A 19,621-nucleotide genomic window follows, 5' to 3' on the forward strand; every position below is an offset into this window, starting at 1 on the left:
ATCAAGTGTAAGACAACAGAATAGCTTACACTTGTACGCTGAACAACTCCGATCACTTGAAACAGAATTATCTGAATAGGCGTAAGAACCAAGGTAACTTAGGTCTATCTTGATTATTTGCAAGTGTTATACGGTCATGGATCACAGCTAACAAGTGTGCATCAGATTGTTCTGGCTCACATTGCTCTTCATAATATGGCTGACGGGTTAGTAATGTTATGGCTTCAGCAACATGTGTTACAGGCCAAATATGAAATTTCTCTTCTTTGACTGCTTGTTGAACATTTTCATTTAGTACTAGATGACGAATGTTCGCGAGAGGAATAATTACACCTTGTGATCCAGTTAATCCTCTTTGCTGGCAAATATCAAAGAAACCTTCGATTTTTTGGTTTACGCCACCAATAGGTTGAACCTGACCAAATTGATCAACAGCACCCGTTACCGCAATTTGTTGATCTATCGGCTGCAGTGCAAGTGTACTAATTAATGCACACAGTTCAGCGAGAGAAGCGCTATCACCATCAACCTCACCATAAGACTGCTCAAAAACAATAGAAGTGCTAAATGGTTGTGGTTGGTCTAAACGTAATTCTGAGTTTAAGTAAGCTTGCATGATCATCATTCCTTTAGCATGAAGATTACCACCAAGCTCAGCTTTACGTTCAACATCAGTAAACTCGCCATCACCAATATGGGCAACACAAGTTATACGAGTAGGTTCACCAATTAAATCAGGATAACCAGGATAATCTAAGACAGAAAGTCCATTGATTTGGCCAACGGCTTCACCTTCTGTTTGTATCATTACCTGATCTTGCAAAATTTCATCACGACTACGTTCTAACAGATAACTATGTCGCCATAAGCGATTTTCTTCTGCTTTTTTTAGTGCGTCTGCATTTAGATAAGCATCATGATTAAAACGCATTGCGTAACGGAGTTGACGTAAGATCCATTCTAAATCTAAGCTCAATATCAATTGATCTTCATGTTGCCTTGCTGCTTGTGTTAATAACACTTCCCAAGCATCTGCTGATAAAGAAGGGAGGCGGTATTTTTGGCACAATGCATTTACAAAACCACACCATTGAGAAAGTGCAGACTCGTCTTCTAAATACATATCGTATTCATATTCGCCATATAAAGCTACGTTGCTTAATTCTGGCTCCATGAATTCAAGCTCTTCAAGGCTTAGTCTATCGCCAACTAAAATCACTCGCAGATTGAGCGGCATACTTTCAATGGGTAAAGGCAATGATTGATTATCATTCCAAACAAGCCATTCAAAGCGTTGCTCTTCAACCATTTTTTTCAGGCGAAACCACATTAATGGTTGAGCTAATAAAGATTTAATGGAGAGAACAAGAATTCCGCCATTCACTTTATGTAATAGACCTGGGCTGACAGTGACATTATCTTTATGACAATAGAAAGAGCCAAAGAGTTGTTCGGGTTCTATCCACTGGCAGCAAGTAATAGATTCTGATGATGAAAATGTACCTTGTACATTTTCTTGCCAATAGATTTTATTTGATTCTGCTTGATAGGCACCAACAACCGGATAGGTTTTGATCTCTGATTGCGTTAATGTGTCTGTCAGCATATCAAAGTAAGCGGTAGAATCATCGGCTTTTAACAGCATAAACTGGCCTGAATCTGCATTATTTAGCCACTGTAGGCTTTCATACAGGCGAGGCTGAACCTCACGTAGTAGTGATGCAGGTAATTGAGATGCTGTTTGAAAGAAAGTCTGGTAGGAGGCGTAATCAGGACGTAACGCCTGCCATTCTAATTCGTTGTTTTTCAAGGTTACCGTTTTTATTATTGGTTAGTGAAAAGAGATTTATTAGATGCCACTATAAGTGGGTATCTATCCTGCAATAAGACGGTTCTTTAACTGTCATCAACTGCATAGGCAGGGAATATGTATCGCTACGACCTTATAATGATGAGCTAACAAATCAGCCATTAAGTTTTATTATAGCGACGCTCGATTCTATCATAACGTGCCTAGAAAACTATCCCTTATCAAGGCTTGTTATTAATTGATAAAAAAAGATTATTCAAAACATCTTTGCTTATAAAATAGGCAAAAAAGTTCGGTTCAATGGCAGTATTTTTGTAAAATTGTTGATATGCTAGTATATAGTTACGTTGTCACGGGGATTTGTATGAAATATCAACAGTTAGAGAATCTAGAATGTGGCTGGAAGTGGGCGTATCTCGTCAAAAAGCATCGTGAAGGTGAGTTAATTACCCGTTATATTGAAAAAAGTGCGGCTGATGAGGTTGTTGAGCAATTATTGTTGATAGAATCACAGCCATTAAAAGTTTTAGAGTGGATAGACTTGCATATGAATCCTGATCTATCCAATAAGATGAAACAAACTATCCGCGCTCGTAGAAAGCGATATTTTAATGCAGAGCACCAACATACACGAAAAAAATCGATAGATTTAACGTTTAAAGTTTGGCAGCGCTTATCGGCTTTATCGCAACGCCGAGGAATAACATTATCAGAAACAATAGTACAATTAATTGAAGATGCTGAACGAAAAGAGCAATATGCTTTAAAAGTACATAGTTTAAAAGACGGATTAATTGAATTATTAGAACGAGATAAAGAAAAGTAATCGATATTATTTTTTTATCTGTGTTAACGACATCTCTTTTTTATTGTGATACTTCATATCTCTTTTTATTTATTCAATCTTTGCCTCTCTATTCTTAATTTGTATATTTTTTCTTCCCATAAAGAAAAACCCTGCCAGTGGCAGGGTTTTGAATTCATCAACAGTAGATTATTCTACTATCTGAATTATTTACCAGGTTGAACAACAACTTCAGTTGTACCTTGGATTTCGATTTCAACACGACGGTCTGGCGCTAAGCAATCGATCAGAGCTGAACGAGCTTTAACGTTGTCACATGTGTTGCCAGTAACTGGATTTTCTTTACCACGACCTTCTGCAGAGATGCTGTTTGCAGGGATACCTTTAGATACCAGGTAATCAACTACAGATTGAGCACGTTTTTCTGACAGAGGTAGGTTGTAGTTTTGAGAACCGATACGGTCAGTGTAACCAATAACTACTACACGACCTTGAGTTGGGTCGATGTTAGCCAGTTCATTGTACAGACCATTCAGAGCTTCTTGACCTTCAGCTTTCAGGGTAGATTTGTTGAAGTTGAACAGAACGTCTGAACGCAGAGTAAAGGTTTTGTTCTCAACAACTGGAGCTGGAGCTACAACTGGAGCTGGAGCTACAACTGGAGCTGGAGTTTCTTGGTTGAAGCGGTAAGCAACACCAACACTCAGCATGCCGTTGTCTGGACGCGCATTCAGAGTACCTTTATCACCAATGTTGTTGATCCATTGATATTCAACACGAGTAGCGATGTTTGGAGTGATCGCGTATTCAGTACCTAATGCGAATACTGGAGAAACGCCAGTGTCGTTATTAGAGAAGCTTTTCTGAGTTGGAGCTGGTGAAGTTGCGTTTTTAGTTGCAGAAGAATCTGCACGCCACACCATACCACCTAAACGTGTATAAACGTCTAAGTCTTCCATTACTGGATAACTTAATTTAGTGGTTAATTGGATACCTTGAGCACGGAATGCGCCATTGTCATATGAACCTTTATAAGTCATACGACCTAACCAATCATAACCCAGTTCAAAACCTAAGTATTGGTTGTACTGATAACCAGCAAATGCACCTGCACCTAATTGATCACGGTGAGTGTTACCATTACCGATAGAAGTACCATCAAAATGGTTGCTAGTACCTTGGTATTGAGACCAACCTAATTTACCACCGGTATACCAGGTATTGTCTTTTGGAGCTGCTTGCGCTGCAGTTGCGAAAGCTGCCACTGCCACTGCTAATGCGATAGCTGTCTTTTTCATTTTTACGCCTCGTTATCATCCAAGTTAGGCATTTGGCTTTAAGCCTTATTATTTGCCCTTGGTTAAATTATTGTTAGGAATCCAATGCTTTCATCAAATGATGATCCCAAAAAATGGGATTTAAAGCATAACCTTAACGACATAAAGTCTACAATGAACTTAAAAAGTTACAAGTAATCCTTTAAAATTCGACTTAAAATTTTAAAAAGATCTGTCTAATTCCACAATGGGTAAGATTCTGTATTTTTGTTAAAATTATTGTAACTATATGATTTAGGTTAGAAATACTTTTAACTTATCTTAAATGATATTGAGGTGTTCTGAGTATTAGGAAAACTCTTAAATTTCACTAATGGTAGTGAATTGAATGAATTTTTACGGAATTCAAATGTCGTTTAGATGTATTAGTACTTTCTAAATGGATATTTGTATTAATTTGTTGACGCATGATAAACCCCAAGCTTTTACCTTTGCTTGCAGCAGATTCTAATCTTTTCATCTCTTCTGGCGATATTTCTGGTAACCAAGCTAGAACGACACTGTAATTTCCACTCATTAACGCTTTTTCCATTAAATCAACCGTATTGATTGTATTTATATGATTTAACTGAATTATTTTATCAAGAGGTAATCCTGCGTTTTTCAACCAAGAGCGATTGAGTCTTTGTTGTGGGCTTAACCACAATAACCAACGTGATTCATGGCTATACTGTTTTAGTAATGGCAAAAGGATGTGATTAATAACGAGTGGATTTTGGTAGAGAAGTTCACTTACCATGCCTTGTTTATTATCACTCTCCAGAGTAACCCTTGCTGAAGGGATAGATAGAGGTAATACCTCATTCGAGATCTCTTGGAGAATGGTGTTTTGTCTTATCGGAGATGATGTTGAGATTTTCATATTTACCCCTGCCTATGTATACTGTATGAATATACAGTATCTCTAAATTTCGCTTAAATCAAGCTCAATTTTTTGAAAGTTCCTCTCAAATTTTATGTAAATCTCTATTTTCAAGTTGTTAGCTATTGGCAATAAAAAGGAAATTCTTTATTGTCTTTATGGTAAGTTTTATATGCATGTTTTTGAATTCAAAGATAAAAATTAACATCAATGTTTATGTTGGAGTTTTAATGTCATTTTTACCTGAGCAACGGAAGGCTCATTTACTATCGCGTATTGCGAAATATGGAGAGTTAACAACAAAGTCTCAATTTGGTGGTGTTAGCTTAATGATTGATGACGTTATGTTTGCTATCACGTCTGATAATCAACTTTATTTAAAAGGAAGCGATTTTTTAGAGACGCTTTATAAGGCAACAAAAATGGAAGCCTATATATATCTGAAAAAAGGAAAACCAATAACGTTACGTTATTATAAAATCACAGCTTCTTTATGGGAAAATCAGAAAAAATTAGATCAATATATTGATTTGTCATATCACTACAGCATGCAAGAGTATTTAGGACAACGGAAAAGGCCTTGTCGAATAAAAGACTTACCTAATTTAGGCGTTATATTAGAGAAAAGACTAAGCCAAATTGGGGTTAATAAAGTTGAAGAATTACGACTTATTGGAGCCAAAGCCTGTTATTTGAAATTAATGCGCAGTCATAATTTAAAAAATAGTGAGCTTTTACTTTCATTAGCGGGGGCAATAATGGGTTGTCATCGTTCGGTGTTACCTAACCAACTAAAAGCAGAACTATTAGATTGGTATAATGAATTATCTTTTCAATAAGCTGAACCTAAGGACAGTTATTTTCTCTGATCTTCATATGAAATTAGAGAAAATAACGTCGATTAGGTATTAATGTTAATGTTGTGGTTCAAGTGCTTTGTTTGTTTCTCCTTGCTCAATCATTTGAATGCAGTTAATGATTTGAGGGAGCAAATCTAGTAATAATCGAATCTGAGTAATGACTAATTGAATTCGGCCATCATCAGCATTAGGTAATGAATTGATCCGTTCAATTAACTCGATATAAGATTGTTTAAATGCTTTATCTTGCGCTGTTTTACGACGCAAAGCAGCGTCGATATAACAAACAGTATCATTAAGCAACGTAAGTACTGTTTCATCTTCGATTTTAGAACGATGAACACCAAGTGCCGAAATATAACTAAGCAAGGTGTGATTCAAACAGAGTAACTGGAAAGCGACCTCTTGGGAGGCTTGATAACTTTTTGGCTCTGATGACATATTCGAGATAAGTGAAGCAAGTTCACCATCACTACTATGAGCATTACGGCGAGCAATTCGATAACCTAAACTATTGTCTTTTCCTTGATAATATTGAATAAGGATAGCATCAAGGTAATAGCAGTTATTTGTCATTGTTTTTTGAATAACAAAAGGTAATTGGCGGAACTTCCAATCAGGCCAAATAAAACTGACCGCAAACCATGCAATAGCGCAACCAATTAAGGTATCAATAATTCGAGGAAGAGCGACATCATAGCCTTCACCAAGTAAATTAAAACTTAGCAAAACTAATAATGTAATAAATAGTGTGGCATGTGCATATTGTATTGTTCTAAATGCAAAAAAGAGCGTACCGGTTATTACGATTAAGACCAGCTGTCCTTCAATAGAGGGAACAAAATACAAAATAGGGAAACCGATTAAAATACCAATAATGGTGCCACTTACACGTAATGTTAAGCGTCTACGTGTTGCATTGTAGTTAGGTTGGCACACAAACAAACTGGTTAATAATATCCAATAGCCTCTGTCTAATTGGAAAAATTGAATAATTGCATAACCAATACAAAGTACGAGTGACATTCTAACCGCATGCCTGAAAAGCGCTGATTTAGGGGTGAGATGTTCTTTTATTCTTAATGCGATATCTCGCCATCCGGTTAAACCATCATCGGAAAGTTGCGTTTCTTCTTTTTGGTCATGAGATATTTGGTACTGCTCTGTGCTAATACTGCGTAAAAGAGCATCAATCCCTTGAAGGTTTTGCAATAAATTATTCAAAGGAGTCATTAATTGCGGTTCTGAGGTTGTATTTTTTAAATGATGGAGGGCATTTTCTAAATAATTAATGGAACGCTCAAGGGCGGGATTATGCTGATATTTTTTATGCCAAAGAATCGATTGTGCAACTTGCTCACAAGCCCGAGCCTGCATAGAAAGTAAACGTTGAAAACGAAAAAGTACATCACTGTGGCGCAATTCATTACTCAATAATTGATACTGGACATGAGATGAACTTGCTCTTTCATGAATATCTTGAGCTACAAAATAGTAATGAAGCGTAAAGCGACTACTGCGCTGACCTCTATCACCTTTGAGTCGGCTTAATAATGTGACTTTAGTTTGATTCATTGTGTCAATAAGCTGGCTGTTTGCCATAGCCAAACTATAAAGCGAGTGTTGATAGTCATCTTCAATATCAGGATCAAATAAAGTTGCTTTTGCCTCTAGGTACGTTGCAAGTTGCTGGTAGCAGCGAGTCAAATTATCTTGTACAGGGCGAATAGGAAACAATAAGTGACCAACCAAGGTTAGCGAATTGTACCAAATAGCACCTAACAGCAGCAAAATAGGTTGTTCATACCAAACGGGGAAAATAGGCATGCCGAGCATAGTGTAAATGGCAATTAATAAAGCTCCAAAAGCAATGGTAGCGTAGCGTTGTCCTAACGCACCTAATAAAATAAATCCCCAAGTTGAAATTGCTAAACCACAAAAGAATAAAATAGGGTAAGGGTAAAGCAATCCTATTGATGCTGATGCAAGAAGAAAACAGCATAAGGTAATGACCAGGTTTTTTAAACGCCCGACAAGTCTGTCATCTAAGTCCGTTAATGCTGCTGCGACCACACCTAAAGTCAGCGGAATGGTATATTTAGGCTCTTGACCTAACACCCAAGGAAACAAAGTCGTTCCCGTAAGTGCGATTATTATGCGAATATAATAGAGAAAGTGGCTATTATAGATAAATCGGCGGGCGCCATTTAGCAAAGTGAACACAAAAAGCCCTTAAATAAACAAGATGGAGATAATTACCTCTTAGAATATAGGGTTTATCACCGATTAAAAAGAGCTTAACAACAGACTATTGTTATTTATTGCAGGAATTACGTATGGAACTGAAATCCACTCCGATGGGGCAACGTTTAGCACAGCATCCTTATAATAGAGTCAAATTGTTAAATGCAGGTATTGAAGTCAGTGGTGAAAAACACCAGTATTTAATTCCTTTTAATGAATTGATTGATATTCACTGTAAAAAAGGGATTGTGTGGGGCGAATTAGAATTTTTATTGCCTGAAGATAAAGTGGTTCGATTACATGGAACAGACTGGGAGGAAACACAGCAGTTCTATCGATATCTATTCCAGACATGGCAAATTTGGAGTCAAGAAATGAGTGAAATAAGTGCTCAAGTTCTTGAGAAACAACTCCAAAATATTACTGAAATTACGCAATCTAATAAATGGATAAAACAATCTAACCTTAGTGAAATTCAACAATCTATAAAAGAAAGCTTCTCGGCTATTCCACTTCCACTCGAACGCCTTACCCAATTTGATAATTGCCAAGTGCTTTATCAGCAATGTTTAGAGTGGTTAAAACAAGGTGAATCACTTATTAATAAAGAAAATTCTGCATGGATAACACAAATGCTAAATGAGCATGCGGAGTTTTTTAATTCGATTGAATCATCTCCACTCAATGGATCACAATGTCGCGCGGTTATTAATGGTGAAGAGAATATTTTAGTCTTAGCAGGGGCAGGAAGTGGTAAAACATCTGTATTAGTCGCAAGAGTAGGATGGTTATTACGTCGAAATTTAGCGCAGCCAGAGCAAATTTTGTTATTGGCATTTGGGCGTAAAGCGGCGCAAGAAATGAATGAACGTATCTCAGCGCGTTTAAATGCCGATATTATGGCGAAAACATTCCATGCATTAGCATTATCCATTATTCAACAAGCGACAAAGAAACAACCTAAAATTAGTGAACTTGAAATAAATAGTGAAAAAAGAAGAGCATTATTATTAGGCGAATGGCGAAATCAATGCCAACAGAAAAAAGCACAAGCAAAGGGATGGCGTGAATGGTTATCTCAAGAGCTTGATTGGGATATTCCAGAAGGTGAATTTTGGCATGATAAAAAATTAGAAAATCAAGTTGCTGTAAGGTTAGAACGTTGGATTGGCTTGTTAAGAATGCAAGGCGGTAGCCAAAAATCACTGATTGAAAGTGTACAATCTGAATATACAGATGCATTTAAAAAATATTTAAAATTGTTATCTCCTTTATTAAAAGCATGGAAGATGGCATTAAAAGAAGAAGATGCGATAGATTTTTCCGGTTTATTACACCAAGCTATTAATCTTATTGAAAAAGGGCGTTTTATTAGCCCATGGAAACATATACTTGTTGATGAATTTCAAGATATTTCGCCACTTAGAGCATCATTATTAACAGCATTAAAGCAACAAAATAAACAAACGTCTTTATTTGCTGTGGGTGATGATTGGCAGGCTATTTACCGTTTTAGTGGTGCAGAATTATTATTAACGACCTCTTTTCATCATTCATTTGGAGAAGGCGCCGAATGTGCATTAGATACGACCTACCGCTTTAATGACATAATTGGTGATGTTGCTAATACATTTATTCAACAAAATCCAATGCAATTATCTAAGCCTTTAAATAGCCTGGTTAAAGGTAATAAAAAAGCGGTTGTTTTATTATCAGATGATCAGCTTGAAAATCTATTAAATAAAATGAGTGGTTACGTTGGTGACAATGAAACTATCCTTTTACTCGCCCGTTATCATTATTTAAAACCTGAGCTATTAAAAAAAGCTAAGACACGTTGGCCTAAATTAAATTTAGAATTTATGACTTTCCATGCATCGAAGGGACAACAAGCTGATTATGTTATTATTTTAGGTTTACAAGAGGGTAAAGATGCTTTCCCTGCACCTGCAAGGGAATCAATTATTGAATTAGCGTTATTACCAAAAGTTGAAGATTATCCTAATGCGGAAGAACGACGTTTAATGTATGTCGCATTAACAAGAGCAAAAAAACAAGTATGGCTATTATTTAATAAACAACAGCCATCTTGTTTTGTTTCAGAGCTAAAATCTCAAGGTGTCCCTATACAGCGAAAACCTTAGAATTATTTTAATCTTTCTTTTAAATAACCTTCGTAATCAGGAATTTTAATTGTTGATTCTTGTGAAAACAGAGGCGATGAAATTAAAAAGTTTGCAGTTGCACGATTGGTGGCAACCGGAATGTTCCATACCGTTGCTAAGCGTAGAAGGGCTTTAACATCTGGATCGTGAGGAACAGCGTTCAATGGGTCCCAAAAGAAAATCATAATATCGATTTTCTTTTCAGCGATCATTGCACCTATTTGTTGGTCACCACCCATTGGGCCACTTAGCATTTGAGTAACACTTAAGCCCGTGTGGTGGTTAATTAAATTTCCTGTGGTTCCTGTTGCAAATAATTTATGTAAAGACAATTGTTCACGATTATTTTGAACCCATTCAAGTAATGAGCTTTTGCAGTGATCATGGGCAACAAGCGCGATATTTTTTTCTTTTAAGAGCGTGCGGTCAATTTGTTCCATTTGATACCTTTAAAAATAAATATAGTTATTGTTCCAGCTGTCAAAATACCTTTTTTTTATCTTACAAGCTATGAACGGATCAAGATACTATGATGTATCATAATATTTTCAATCTTCATGATGAACGGAGTATATAAATGGTGGACTCAGATATTTATGACATTTTAAGAAGTGTCAAAACAATTGCACTTGTTGGTGCGAGTAGCAAAGAAGATCGTCCAAGCTATAAAGTCATGAAATTCTTATTAGAACAAGGTTATGATGTTATTCCTGTAAACCCAGGTATGTCTGGGCAAACATTGTTAGGTCAACAATGCTATACCTCATTAAAAGATATTCCTGTCTCGATTGATATGGTTGATGTTTTCCGTCAATCATCTGCCGCATTAGAAATCGCAAAAGAAGCGATTGAAATTGATGCCAAAGTCTTATGGTTACAAATTGATGTGATTAATGAAGATGCCAAAGAGTTAGCAGAAAAGGCAGGATTACGAGTGGTTATGGATCGTTGCCCTAAAAAAGAAATCGAAGCACATGGCCTTCCTTGGTAAGAAATCAAAATAAAATCGCCGAAAACAAATTCGGCGATTATCATATTTATTCAGATCACAGCTTATTTAGATTATTCGGTTAATTTCTTAATCGTGGAGCCTGTAATTGGCTACGAATTGACTGCGATAGCTCATCCAATGAGTCATTATCTAAGTGTTCATCTGAGACTTCATAAGTTATCTGCGCTTCAGCAAGATAAGTATGAATAGGTTGTCCTTCATCATCTTCCATCACAACATGGTACCAAGGTGCTGCTCGCAAGGTCACATTAGATGCAATATCATCCTCATTAGGCTGATCAAGGGAATATTCAGCATCCACATCGACAACAACGCCTAAGTAGCCGAGTAATTTATGTCTAACTTGCTGTCCTATCCCAAATTTGCTGGCGGTCATCATAGTATCACCTCCATATAGCCTTGCTTATTGGTTATATATATGAGGGCACAAAGTGAAATATCAAGGATTTGAAAAAAATATAATCCTTTGCTTTCATTATGAATAAAGAACCTCACAAAATTAGATTATCTATTGTATAAAGAAAAGACAATAACCTGAGTGGAATTTTTATTTTAACAATACTATCAGGAGAGCATATGAAAAAAGGTAGAGAATATATTATTCAAGGGCGTGTACAAGGTGTTGGATTTCGTTTTTTTACTTATCAATGGATGAAAAAACAACCAATAACAGGTTATGTTTGGAATCGTGACGACGGTAGTGTGGGAGTAAGAGCGTTTGCAAAGGAAGATGTATTCAAAGAATTTGAAAATTGGTTAGAAGCTGGTGGCCCTAGAAGCGCCAAGATTACATTTTGGTCTGCCACACCTTGTGAATATGAATCAATGGCAGATTTTTCAATCCGCCATTATGAGTAATGTAGCTTTTAATTATTTTTTTATTAAAAGCTAATGTTTTAAATACATTTAACGGGTTTAGGCAAACCAGCCAGTTTTGTGGCTTGCTTCGCTGGGCCTTTAGGAAATAAGCGATAAAGGTAACGACTATTGCCTTTCTCTTCGCCATATTTTTGCGCAAGGGCTTTTACCAGCATACGAATAGCAGGGGAGGTATTAAATTCTAAATAAAATTGGCGAACAAAGCGGATAATTTCCCAGTGCTGTTCTGTCAGCTCAATTTCTTCTATTTCAGCTAATGTTGGAACCATATCTTCGCTCCATTCATTGCTATTTTTTAGATAACCGTGACTATCTGTCTCGACTTCTTTTCCGTTAAATACAAACATATGCATTATGACCAATCAAAAATAATAGCGTTAATTTAGCAAAAATAAGGAAAATACCCAAGCAGAACCCATAAATCGTTGATTAATTAAGCCATTGACTTGTAATACGTTTAATTTTACAGCAAACAGTACAATAAGACCTTTACAATATAAGCCTAGGTGTTTATATTGCTCCCCATTGCGGAGGGGTGGCCGAGCGGCTGAAGGCAGCGGTCTTGAAAACCGCCGATGGGAAACCATCCGAGAGTTCGAATCTCTCCTCCTCCGCCATCTCAACATCTCCTAGCGTCTCCTGAAGTCTCCTTATCCCAGTAAAATCAAACCTTCGCACTAAATCATTGTCTCTTGAAGTCTCTTAACGTCTCTTGAAGTCTCTTAACGTCTCTTGAAAGCTCTACCACTTGTTGTATAGTTTTTTGTATAGAATTACCCTATACAAATTCCCTATACAAAATTGGTGATTTATGAAGCTAACGGACATGGCGATTAAAAAAGCCAAACCACGCGAAAAAGTTTATTCACTGGGTGATGGCAACGGATTGTCTTTAATTGTTGAACCTAACGGGTCAAAAGGGTGGAGGTTCAGATATCAGTTCAATGGTAAATCAAAGATGATATCGCTTGGCATATACCCTGTTATTACATTAAATGAAGCCAGAGAAAAAAGAGATGACGCTAGAAGATTGGTTGCAAATGGAACTGATCCAGCAGAAGCAAGAAAAGAAGAAAGGAATAACGCCAATTAAATGACTATCAGGTGGCGCTACTGATGGGCTATATCCGTGAGACTTCTTAAACCAGACTTCAAATGCTTCTTCTAATATATCCATCACTCCACCTTTTTAATTCTTCAATACCTAACTCTGTTAATTGCCATCCGTCCTTTGGGTGAAGCTTAATAAGCCCTTTATTCTCCAACGAGAAAATTGACATACTATTGCTTAACTGACCATATCCATTATTTATATTTTTTAATGTGCTAATTTGACGTTCTGTTAATTTCATATTCATTCCTCTTCATTGCATCCCTGTGAGTTAAATTAAGCTGTGCGTATTCTCGTTAAAACGTATCACCGAACTCATCCTAATGCGCCAGAGTTTGCCAATAATACAATTGATGGTTTCAACGATGGGGATCCAATTGATATTCCTGATGGTCGTTTTATCTCTGTTCGTGTGCAGATGCCAGAACAATCAATCTATAACGTGAGAATGCGTGAAATGGAAGAAGCGCAGAAAGCTGAAGAGGAGCGTAGACAAAAAGAAGAGGAAGAAAATCAGGACACCAATAGCGCACCAGAAATTGATAACTAGCTGATTATATTTATTTGACTCAAGGATGAGTTAAATGCTAATGATAACCATTCCGAGCATAGCCGAAATAAGACGATTGCTTAGTTATTTATATAGGAGTACTGTTTTTATACACAGTGATTGTGTGATTTTAAATATAAAAAGGAGTTTGTATGAGTAGTCGCGTCAAGCCAATTGAGGTCATGAAGCGTAATATTTGTCCCGTATGTGCAAAAATGGACTGCCCATTCTTGACAAAGGATAAGCATTGCAAAGAGATGATGGATGCTTTCAGGGAAGGTGATATAACCAAAGCGATAAAAATTTATTCTCAGCGTTATTTACAGTATGCGGGGCTGATGAGTGGTAGCTTAAAGAAAGCGATTGAATCATACGATTCCATTGTTCAAATGGTTACTTCAACACCTAAGCAATAAATCAGTATTCCTGCTGAGTTAAATACAGCAATAACATCCGCTCAGTCAACTTTAATCCCTGGAAAGACTATTGATAAAGCCACTTTAGCACCAGTTGCTATTTTTACGCCAGCAGTAACAACGACAAGCGCAACGTCCGCGACAGAAACGTTGGGGGCTATTTTAGGGCGCGCATTAGGTTTGGGTGCTGGTCTTATGCTGTATTCTCCTCCCGTTGGTGTAGGCAGTGATAGATATCCTTCCGTCATTTACCAAGAGTATCCTAAAAACCAAGAAACCAAGAAACCAAGAAACCAAGAAACCAAGAAACCGCACTTACTGTAGCTGGACAGAGATTAAACATCCCTAAAGAAGCACATTTAAGAGATATTGCAAAGCGAAAAGGTATCATTAATACCTCAGCTACTGTAATTGAAAAGGTCGTTAATGGAGCGAAGCAAATTGAGTTAGTGCAAACGGATACACCAGTTAAAACTCGTGTGGTTGAGGCGAGAAAAACTGCTGAGAAAGGCATTTTTGCTTATACATTACCACATGAAAAGCAGGAAAGAATGGCTCAAATTGGTAATGTGGCGATATTAACGGGTGCGGCTTTACCTGAGCCTGAAAAGCATAAATACATACCAGGCGGGGTATATGATATTCCTAGGTTTAATAAGCTACCTTTAGAGGCTCCAACCTTTTTTACAGAAGGCGAGAAAAAGCTGTCCACATTGAAAGAGCCTATAATTTTGGTATTTCCATGGGAATTAGGAATAAAGCCAATTTATTTATCGACGGGTAAAAAGGATAAAGCTCGTCAAGGAGTTAAAGAAAAAGGGCATAGTTACCACCCCGCGCCTAAGACCGAAGAAATTAAAGGGTTAGGGGAGTTAAAAAAAGGTCAGAAAAAGACCCCCAAACAAAGTGGAGGGGGAAGACGAGATCGCTGGATTGGCGACAAAGGTCGAAAAATCTACGAGTGGGACTCACAGCACGGTGAACTGGAAGGGTACCGCGCTAGTGATGGACAGCATATCGGTGCATTTGACCCGAAAACCGGTAATCAGCTGAAGCCAGCCGACCCGAAACGTAATATCAAAAAATACCTGTAACGACGGAGATAACATCATGGGATTGAAATTAAGATTAGAGTGGTTTGATAAAAAAACGGAAGATTTTATTGGTGAAGAGTATTCGGTAGATCTGGGTGATGATGATACGGTTATTGAACAAACCGTTAAGCCGACAGAAAACATCATCAATAACGGCGGTTTTGATGTTATTTCTGCTTGGGTTCCTTATCTTCAGAAGCATCTGACTCATAAGATTGAGTTGGATAAATACACTTATTTCATTTCATTTGATTACAGGGATAAGTGGTAATGAACAAACGTATATAATATTTATTCGTATCGTTTTGAAAGCCTCTTAACGGAGGCTTTTTTTGTTCCAAATGACGATCTAGAAAAATCAGTAAGTTAATCAGTCTTAACACACTCACCTTCAATAAAATCCTCTCCGTCATTTTCGTATTTCACCAGGCGACACTCTCCTAGTAAGCCATACCGACTAACTACACAGCGAACACCAGGTGATGAACTTGAGCTTTGGTGTTTGTTTTGTCTTCACTCGTAACTGGACACTTTCTCTAGCAAAGCATCTTTAACCATGCTATCTAATGTTCTGCGGGTAGATTCGAGAATATTTTTCTTATCAAAAGAATCTATTTCTTTAAGCATCGCACTACTCTATTTTCAAATACTGCACCGAATTCCCATCTGGCAACTTCTTACTTCTCTCACGATAAAACGCTAGTCGTTCATTTAAGTGCTCGCGTAAATGTGCTGGTTGTTGTCGTTCAACTTCGGACGCAACAACTGGCATATTGAGTCGTTCTTTATATGCGACACCACTTGCAGCTAAATCGACATTGATCTTGTCTTTTTCTTCTTGAGTTAGGTTTGCGATGTTCATAATAGATCCGGTTAGTTTTTGGAGAGTATAGCAGGGTGTGGAATTAAAGATGAGGAGGTGGTATAAAAGCATCACCTTTCTTTTTTACTGTTCAAAAAATATCTAGCATCAGTCGTGGTTGTATAGGATTTTGTATAGAATAATAATTATTATTAAATTTACACTTATAAATCAACGCTGTATTTCTTTTGTTTTATTCTCTCCTCATCCGCCATCTCAACATCTCCTAGCGTCTCCTGAAGTCTCCTAATTCCAGTAAAATCAAACCTTCGTACTAAATCATTGTCTCCTGAAGTCTCTTGAAAGTTCCATTTTTTGGGTACAAATGGGGGAACATTATACCCCCTTAATACTTAATACCCTCAATATGAAACCTCAGATATTTAATCATGAAACTGGTGATGAAGATGATCTCTATTTAATCAATGCAAAATTGAGTAGGGATAAGTTTGAAAGACTTTCTATTAAAAACATTTCCATGTGTGACCCTATTCAGTATCTATCAGGATTTGAAGCATTAGTTAAAATGAATGCAATCGACCTGAAGTGGTAGTTTGCTACTATAAGTAACTATACCAAAGAAAATAAAAGTACTGCGGAATCATTGCCATTTTAGGGCTGTTTTTTCATTCTATTTTATAGGTGAGAAAATAATCAATAAAACTCACCTATTTAGTATTAGTATCAAAATAATTTTAAAGGCTTATTTGTTGATTTCATTATTTTGAGCTTGAAGAAAATCAGTGAGAAATGCTTGTGCATTACCTTCATGGGATATTTCTTCAGAGTAATTTACTGATATAGGCTGAGGTTCTCCTGGTATATAAAGGTTACCACAGCATTTATTCTCAATAATTAGGGTAACAAATTTATTTCCATTAATATTTATTGAGTACCGGGTATCTCTAGTGGTTTTTTCGACCTGCATTTTTTGAATTTTTAAATTCCAGTCATGGTCAATATTTTCGATCTGTACTAATGCTTCATTAGCATTACGATCACCAACACGTAGAGTCCAAACAATCACTCCTTGTTGACCTTTATAGGCAATGACATTATCTGCCACATCAGGGCGTTGCTCTGCATGTGCGCTCCCTATTATGCAGGTAAATAATATAACGATTAGTGCTATTAAATTTTTATAACTAGTCATATTTTCCATCCTAATTTATTGTTATATATAAATAATTATGTAAATACTAATATTCTATTACTATGATGTTAGTCATCATAATAGATTTATTTATTTTTAGACATAGCACGAATTTACTATTATGATATTTCTTGTTTAATTTTCAACAAAATATTAATCAATTCTTTTTAAGAAAAAAATAATATAATAAAGATTGATACAGAGAAGCTACACTTCTCTGTATTTTTCTTGATTTAGTTTATAAAGATAAAATTCGTTCAGATATCAGCGACATTAATTTCTCTGATTGAACATCAGTGATTATCATCGTATTCATGCGGCATTCATTTGAATTGCCATTACTTCTAGATGGTGTTTGGTCATCATGGATTGTTGCGAAGCTTAGACCAAAGAGTTTGCCTGATCCGTACTCAATATCAATATGACCGTTTATACCTGTAAAAATATCTGGGCGAATTAGATAACCTATTACACAGGGATCATGTAAGAAGGGATCAAATGCAGCATATCCACGAGCCATTTTTGCTGCTGTTCTAGCAATAACGTTACCTTGCTCTAACGATTGACATAAACCAGCTCGAATATCAGCTTTATGGGTTACATCTAATCCCAGCATCGTAATATGTTCTGCTGTATCAAAAACAATATGTGCTGCATGTGGATCAACATAAAAATTGAATTCAGCGGCAGGTGTTATATTTCCACCGCGAAATGCTGCGCCTCCCATTAGAACAATATCTTTTACATTATCTTTAAGCCTTGGTTCTTTGAGCATAGCCATTGCGATATTGGTAAGTGGTGCTGTTGGACAAAGGGTAACTTCTTTAGGGTTAGACATCACTGTATCAATAATAAAATCCACTGCATGTATATCGGGATAAGTGTAATTGGATTTCGGTAACGTAACCCCCGCAAGACCATTGTTGCCGTGTACTTGAGTCTTATTTCCTCGGCGTGTTATCAAAGGTCGTTCACATCCTCTTGCTAGAGGTATATCGGGTCGTGATACAAATGAGAGAATATTACGAGCATTTTCATGAACTTTATCCAACTCAATATTTCCGGCTACGGTTGTGATCCCCAGAACTTTAATTTCTGGTGATGCTAATGCAAGTAAAATTGCAATAACGTCATCGACACCCGGATCACAATCTATAATAATTTTAGTCATATAACTTCTCCTTTGATAACTTACATAACACATTGAATAACAAATAAAACTAAAACTAGGACTAAGGAAATAAATATCAACTGACAAAAATACCGACTATTGTTGCAGATAAGCAACTCACCAACGTTGAACCGACTATCAGTCGAAAACTGTTTGCCGCTATCATTTTTCCATGTTCTTTACTGATACTGGCGACACAGGCAATAATCATTCCTATTGAACCAAAATTTGCGAACGAAATTAGGAATACAGAGATAATGGCTTCTGTTCTCGGGCTTAAATCATCCAATTTGCTATAATCAAACATTGCAACAAACTCATTTGTTAAAATTTTTGTGGCAATAATTTGCCCAAACTGAATACTGTCTTGCCATGGAACACCAAGTAAAAACGCAATGGGTGAGAAAATATAGCCAAGAAGACCTTGGAAACTAATTCCTATGCTGTATAAAAAAATATCATTCAACATGCTAATCAGGGCAATAAAGCCAAGAAGCATTGGAACTATAGCTAGAATTAATTTAAAACCATCAAGCATATGTTCTGTTAGTACTTCAAAAAAACTATGATGCTCATTTTTAGGGGCAAAAAAATGGCTCGATATTTCAATGGGATCGTTAGGATTAATAATAGAAACAATAACAAAAGTACTAAAAAAGTTTAGACATACACCAATAAAGACAAATTCAGGTGATAACATTTGAGTGTATGCACCCAGTATTGCGATATCCACAGTAGACAACGAGCATGCAGCTATTGTGTACATTTGTGGTTTTGTTAAATTGGGAATGTATTCTTTAATCGAAACATATACGGCCATCATACCTACAATAACAGCACTAACTGCTGAAAAAGACTCAAGTTTACCGACTTTTGCTATTTTATTAATAAGGTAACCAATAGTAAGAATAATCAATCGTAGAATACCGAAATATTTTAATATCCCAATAATTGAACAAATAAATACTAAAGGCATTAGAGCAACAATAACAAACACAATAGGTGTTTTTGTGCTTATATCTCCAAATACAAAATCAATTCCTTTATTTGCATGATGTATTAAATATTCTATACCTATATTCGTTGTATTAAGAATTGTGATCCCAATAGTTGTATGTAAAAGTATAAAAGCAACGGTGGCCTCTATTAATAGAAGAATAATTATAGGAATAAATTTCATTTTTATTTTATTAGCATTAAAACTAATAGAAGATGCCACTATAAAAATTAAGAGAAGGCTAATAATGAAAATTAAATATTTCATAACGACCTCGATTATATAATTTATTA

21 protein-coding genes, 1 tRNA gene and 2 pseudogenes are annotated in these 19,621 nt (G+C 36.3%); 11 read left to right on the top strand and 13 right to left on the bottom strand.

Going from position 1 to position 19,621, the window contains the following annotated elements:
* Positions 1-67: 67 nt before the first annotated feature.
* Positions 68-1,810, bottom strand: coding sequence for an AAA family ATPase (locus tag ABN080_RS00950; RefSeq protein WP_349440137.1), 1,743 nt, complete (start codon positions 1,808-1,810; stop codon positions 68-70).
* A 364-nt stretch (positions 1,811-2,174) separates the two neighbouring features.
* On the opposite strand from ABN080_RS00950, the gene matP reads away from it, so the two are divergent.
* Positions 2,175-2,636, top strand: coding sequence for a macrodomain Ter protein MatP (gene matP / locus ABN080_RS00955; RefSeq protein WP_072069645.1), 462 nt, complete (start codon positions 2,175-2,177; stop codon positions 2,634-2,636).
* A gap of 185 nt (positions 2,637-2,821) precedes the next feature.
* On the opposite strand, the gene ompA is transcribed toward matP, so the two are convergent.
* A complete protein-coding gene (gene ompA / locus ABN080_RS00960) occupies positions 2,822-3,913 on the bottom strand; it encodes a porin OmpA (protein WP_196553322.1) in 1,092 nt (363 codons plus the stop codon).
* Between the two features lie 349 nt (positions 3,914-4,262).
* Entirely contained in the window at positions 4,263-4,814 is a 552-nt protein-coding gene (gene sulA, locus ABN080_RS00965; protein ID WP_349440138.1) for an SOS-induced cell division inhibitor SulA, read from the bottom strand.
* 230 nt (positions 4,815-5,044) lie between these two features.
* On the opposite strand from sulA, the gene ABN080_RS00970 reads away from it, so the two are divergent.
* On the top strand, positions 5,045-5,653 hold the full coding sequence (locus ABN080_RS00970) for a TfoX/Sxy family DNA transformation protein (protein WP_349440140.1): 609 nt from the start codon (positions 5,045-5,047) through the stop codon (positions 5,651-5,653).
* A gap of 75 nt (positions 5,654-5,728) precedes the next feature.
* Here ABN080_RS00970 and yccS read toward each other — a convergent pair whose 3' ends face one another.
* On the bottom strand, positions 5,729-7,897 hold the full coding sequence (gene yccS / locus ABN080_RS00975) for a YccS family putative transporter (RefSeq protein ID WP_349440141.1): 2,169 nt from the start codon (positions 7,895-7,897) through the stop codon (positions 5,729-5,731).
* Between the two features lie 113 nt (positions 7,898-8,010).
* Between yccS and helD the strand changes: the two genes are divergently transcribed.
* Positions 8,011-10,062, top strand: coding sequence for a DNA helicase IV (gene helD, locus ABN080_RS00980; RefSeq protein WP_349440142.1), 2,052 nt, complete (start codon positions 8,011-8,013; stop codon positions 10,060-10,062).
* 2 nt (positions 10,063-10,064) lie between these two features.
* On the opposite strand, the gene ABN080_RS00985 is transcribed toward helD, so the two are convergent.
* Positions 10,065-10,523, bottom strand: coding sequence for a methylglyoxal synthase (locus ABN080_RS00985; RefSeq protein WP_072069639.1), 459 nt, complete (start codon positions 10,521-10,523; stop codon positions 10,065-10,067).
* A gap of 137 nt (positions 10,524-10,660) precedes the next feature.
* Between ABN080_RS00985 and ABN080_RS00990 the strand changes: the two genes are divergently transcribed.
* The gene (locus ABN080_RS00990) at positions 10,661-11,074 is read left to right on the top strand and encodes a CoA-binding protein (protein ID WP_072069638.1); all 414 of its coding nucleotides are present in this window, start codon (positions 10,661-10,663) and stop codon (positions 11,072-11,074) included.
* A gap of 79 nt (positions 11,075-11,153) precedes the next feature.
* Here ABN080_RS00990 and hspQ read toward each other — a convergent pair whose 3' ends face one another.
* The gene (hspQ, locus tag ABN080_RS00995; RefSeq protein WP_181879868.1) at positions 11,154-11,474 is read right to left on the bottom strand and encodes a heat shock protein HspQ; all 321 of its coding nucleotides are present in this window, start codon (positions 11,472-11,474) and stop codon (positions 11,154-11,156) included.
* A 197-nt stretch (positions 11,475-11,671) separates the two neighbouring features.
* Here hspQ and ABN080_RS01000 point away from each other — a divergent pair, with 197 nt between their 5' ends.
* Positions 11,672-11,953 carry an acylphosphatase gene (locus ABN080_RS01000; protein WP_072069637.1) on the top strand — a complete coding sequence of 94 codons (282 nt, stop codon included), beginning with the start codon at positions 11,672-11,674 and terminating at the stop codon, positions 11,951-11,953.
* Positions 11,954-11,991: 38 nt separating this feature from the next.
* On the opposite strand, the gene tusE is transcribed toward ABN080_RS01000, so the two are convergent.
* Entirely contained in the window at positions 11,992-12,321 is a 330-nt protein-coding gene (tusE, locus tag ABN080_RS01005; protein WP_072069726.1) for a sulfurtransferase TusE, read from the bottom strand.
* Positions 12,322-12,503: 182 nt separating this feature from the next.
* On the opposite strand from tusE, the gene ABN080_RS01010 reads away from it, so the two are divergent.
* Positions 12,504-12,591, top strand: a tRNA-Ser gene (locus ABN080_RS01010).
* Between the two features lie 194 nt (positions 12,592-12,785).
* Positions 12,786-13,052: pseudogene (locus ABN080_RS01015) on the top strand (Arm DNA-binding domain-containing protein); the annotation flags it as partial.
* Positions 13,053-13,125: 73 nt separating this feature from the next.
* Here the strand turns inward: ABN080_RS01015 and ABN080_RS01020 are convergent.
* Entirely contained in the window at positions 13,126-13,326 is a 201-nt protein-coding gene (locus ABN080_RS01020; RefSeq protein ID WP_231619318.1) for a hypothetical protein, read from the bottom strand.
* Between the two features lie 42 nt (positions 13,327-13,368).
* On the opposite strand from ABN080_RS01020, the gene ABN080_RS01025 reads away from it, so the two are divergent.
* Together ABN080_RS01025 and ABN080_RS01030 are read left to right on the top strand one after the other, a co-directional pair.
* Positions 13,369-13,635: a phage tail fiber protein gene (locus tag ABN080_RS01025; protein WP_196553318.1), complete on the top strand. Its 267-nt coding sequence runs from the start codon at positions 13,369-13,371 to the stop codon at positions 13,633-13,635.
* Between the two features lie 152 nt (positions 13,636-13,787).
* Entirely contained in the window at positions 13,788-14,051 is a 264-nt protein-coding gene (locus ABN080_RS01030) for a hypothetical protein (protein WP_349440143.1), read from the top strand.
* 41 nt (positions 14,052-14,092) lie between these two features.
* On the opposite strand, the gene ABN080_RS01035 is transcribed toward ABN080_RS01030, so the two are convergent.
* Positions 14,093-14,299, bottom strand: a complete 207-nt coding sequence (locus ABN080_RS01035) for a hypothetical protein (RefSeq protein WP_349440145.1) — start codon at positions 14,297-14,299, stop codon at positions 14,093-14,095.
* Between the two features lie 534 nt (positions 14,300-14,833).
* On the opposite strand from ABN080_RS01035, the pseudogene ABN080_RS01040 reads away from it, so the two are divergent.
* Positions 14,834-15,145: pseudogene (locus tag ABN080_RS01040) on the top strand (colicin E3/pyocin S6 family cytotoxin); the annotation flags it as partial.
* A gap of 16 nt (positions 15,146-15,161) precedes the next feature.
* Positions 15,162-15,416 (top strand): colicin E3-like toxin immunity protein, encoded by a 255-nt coding sequence (locus tag ABN080_RS01045; RefSeq protein WP_196553317.1) that lies wholly within the window; start codon positions 15,162-15,164, stop codon positions 15,414-15,416.
* Between the two features lie 360 nt (positions 15,417-15,776).
* Here the strand turns inward: ABN080_RS01045 and ABN080_RS01050 are convergent, their stop codons facing one another.
* From ABN080_RS01050 to ABN080_RS01065, 4 genes are all read right to left on the bottom strand, one after another.
* The gene (locus ABN080_RS01050) at positions 15,777-16,007 is read right to left on the bottom strand and encodes a DNA polymerase III subunit theta (RefSeq protein ID WP_196553316.1); all 231 of its coding nucleotides are present in this window, start codon (positions 16,005-16,007) and stop codon (positions 15,777-15,779) included.
* A 703-nt stretch (positions 16,008-16,710) separates the two neighbouring features.
* Positions 16,711-17,160 (bottom strand): hypothetical protein, encoded by a 450-nt coding sequence (locus tag ABN080_RS01055; protein WP_196553315.1) that lies wholly within the window; start codon positions 17,158-17,160, stop codon positions 16,711-16,713.
* Positions 17,161-17,398: 238 nt separating this feature from the next.
* Positions 17,399-18,331: a nucleoside hydrolase gene (locus ABN080_RS01060; protein ID WP_340895985.1), complete on the bottom strand. Its 933-nt coding sequence runs from the start codon at positions 18,329-18,331 to the stop codon at positions 17,399-17,401.
* A 76-nt stretch (positions 18,332-18,407) separates the two neighbouring features.
* Positions 18,408-19,595, bottom strand: coding sequence for a NupC/NupG family nucleoside CNT transporter (locus tag ABN080_RS01065; protein WP_196553314.1), 1,188 nt, complete (start codon positions 19,593-19,595; stop codon positions 18,408-18,410).
* Positions 19,596-19,621 lie beyond the last annotated feature (26 nt).

This window comes from Proteus sp. fly-1089 (assembly GCF_040138965.1).
GTDB lineage: Bacteria > Pseudomonadota > Gammaproteobacteria > Enterobacterales > Enterobacteriaceae > Proteus > Proteus vulgaris_B.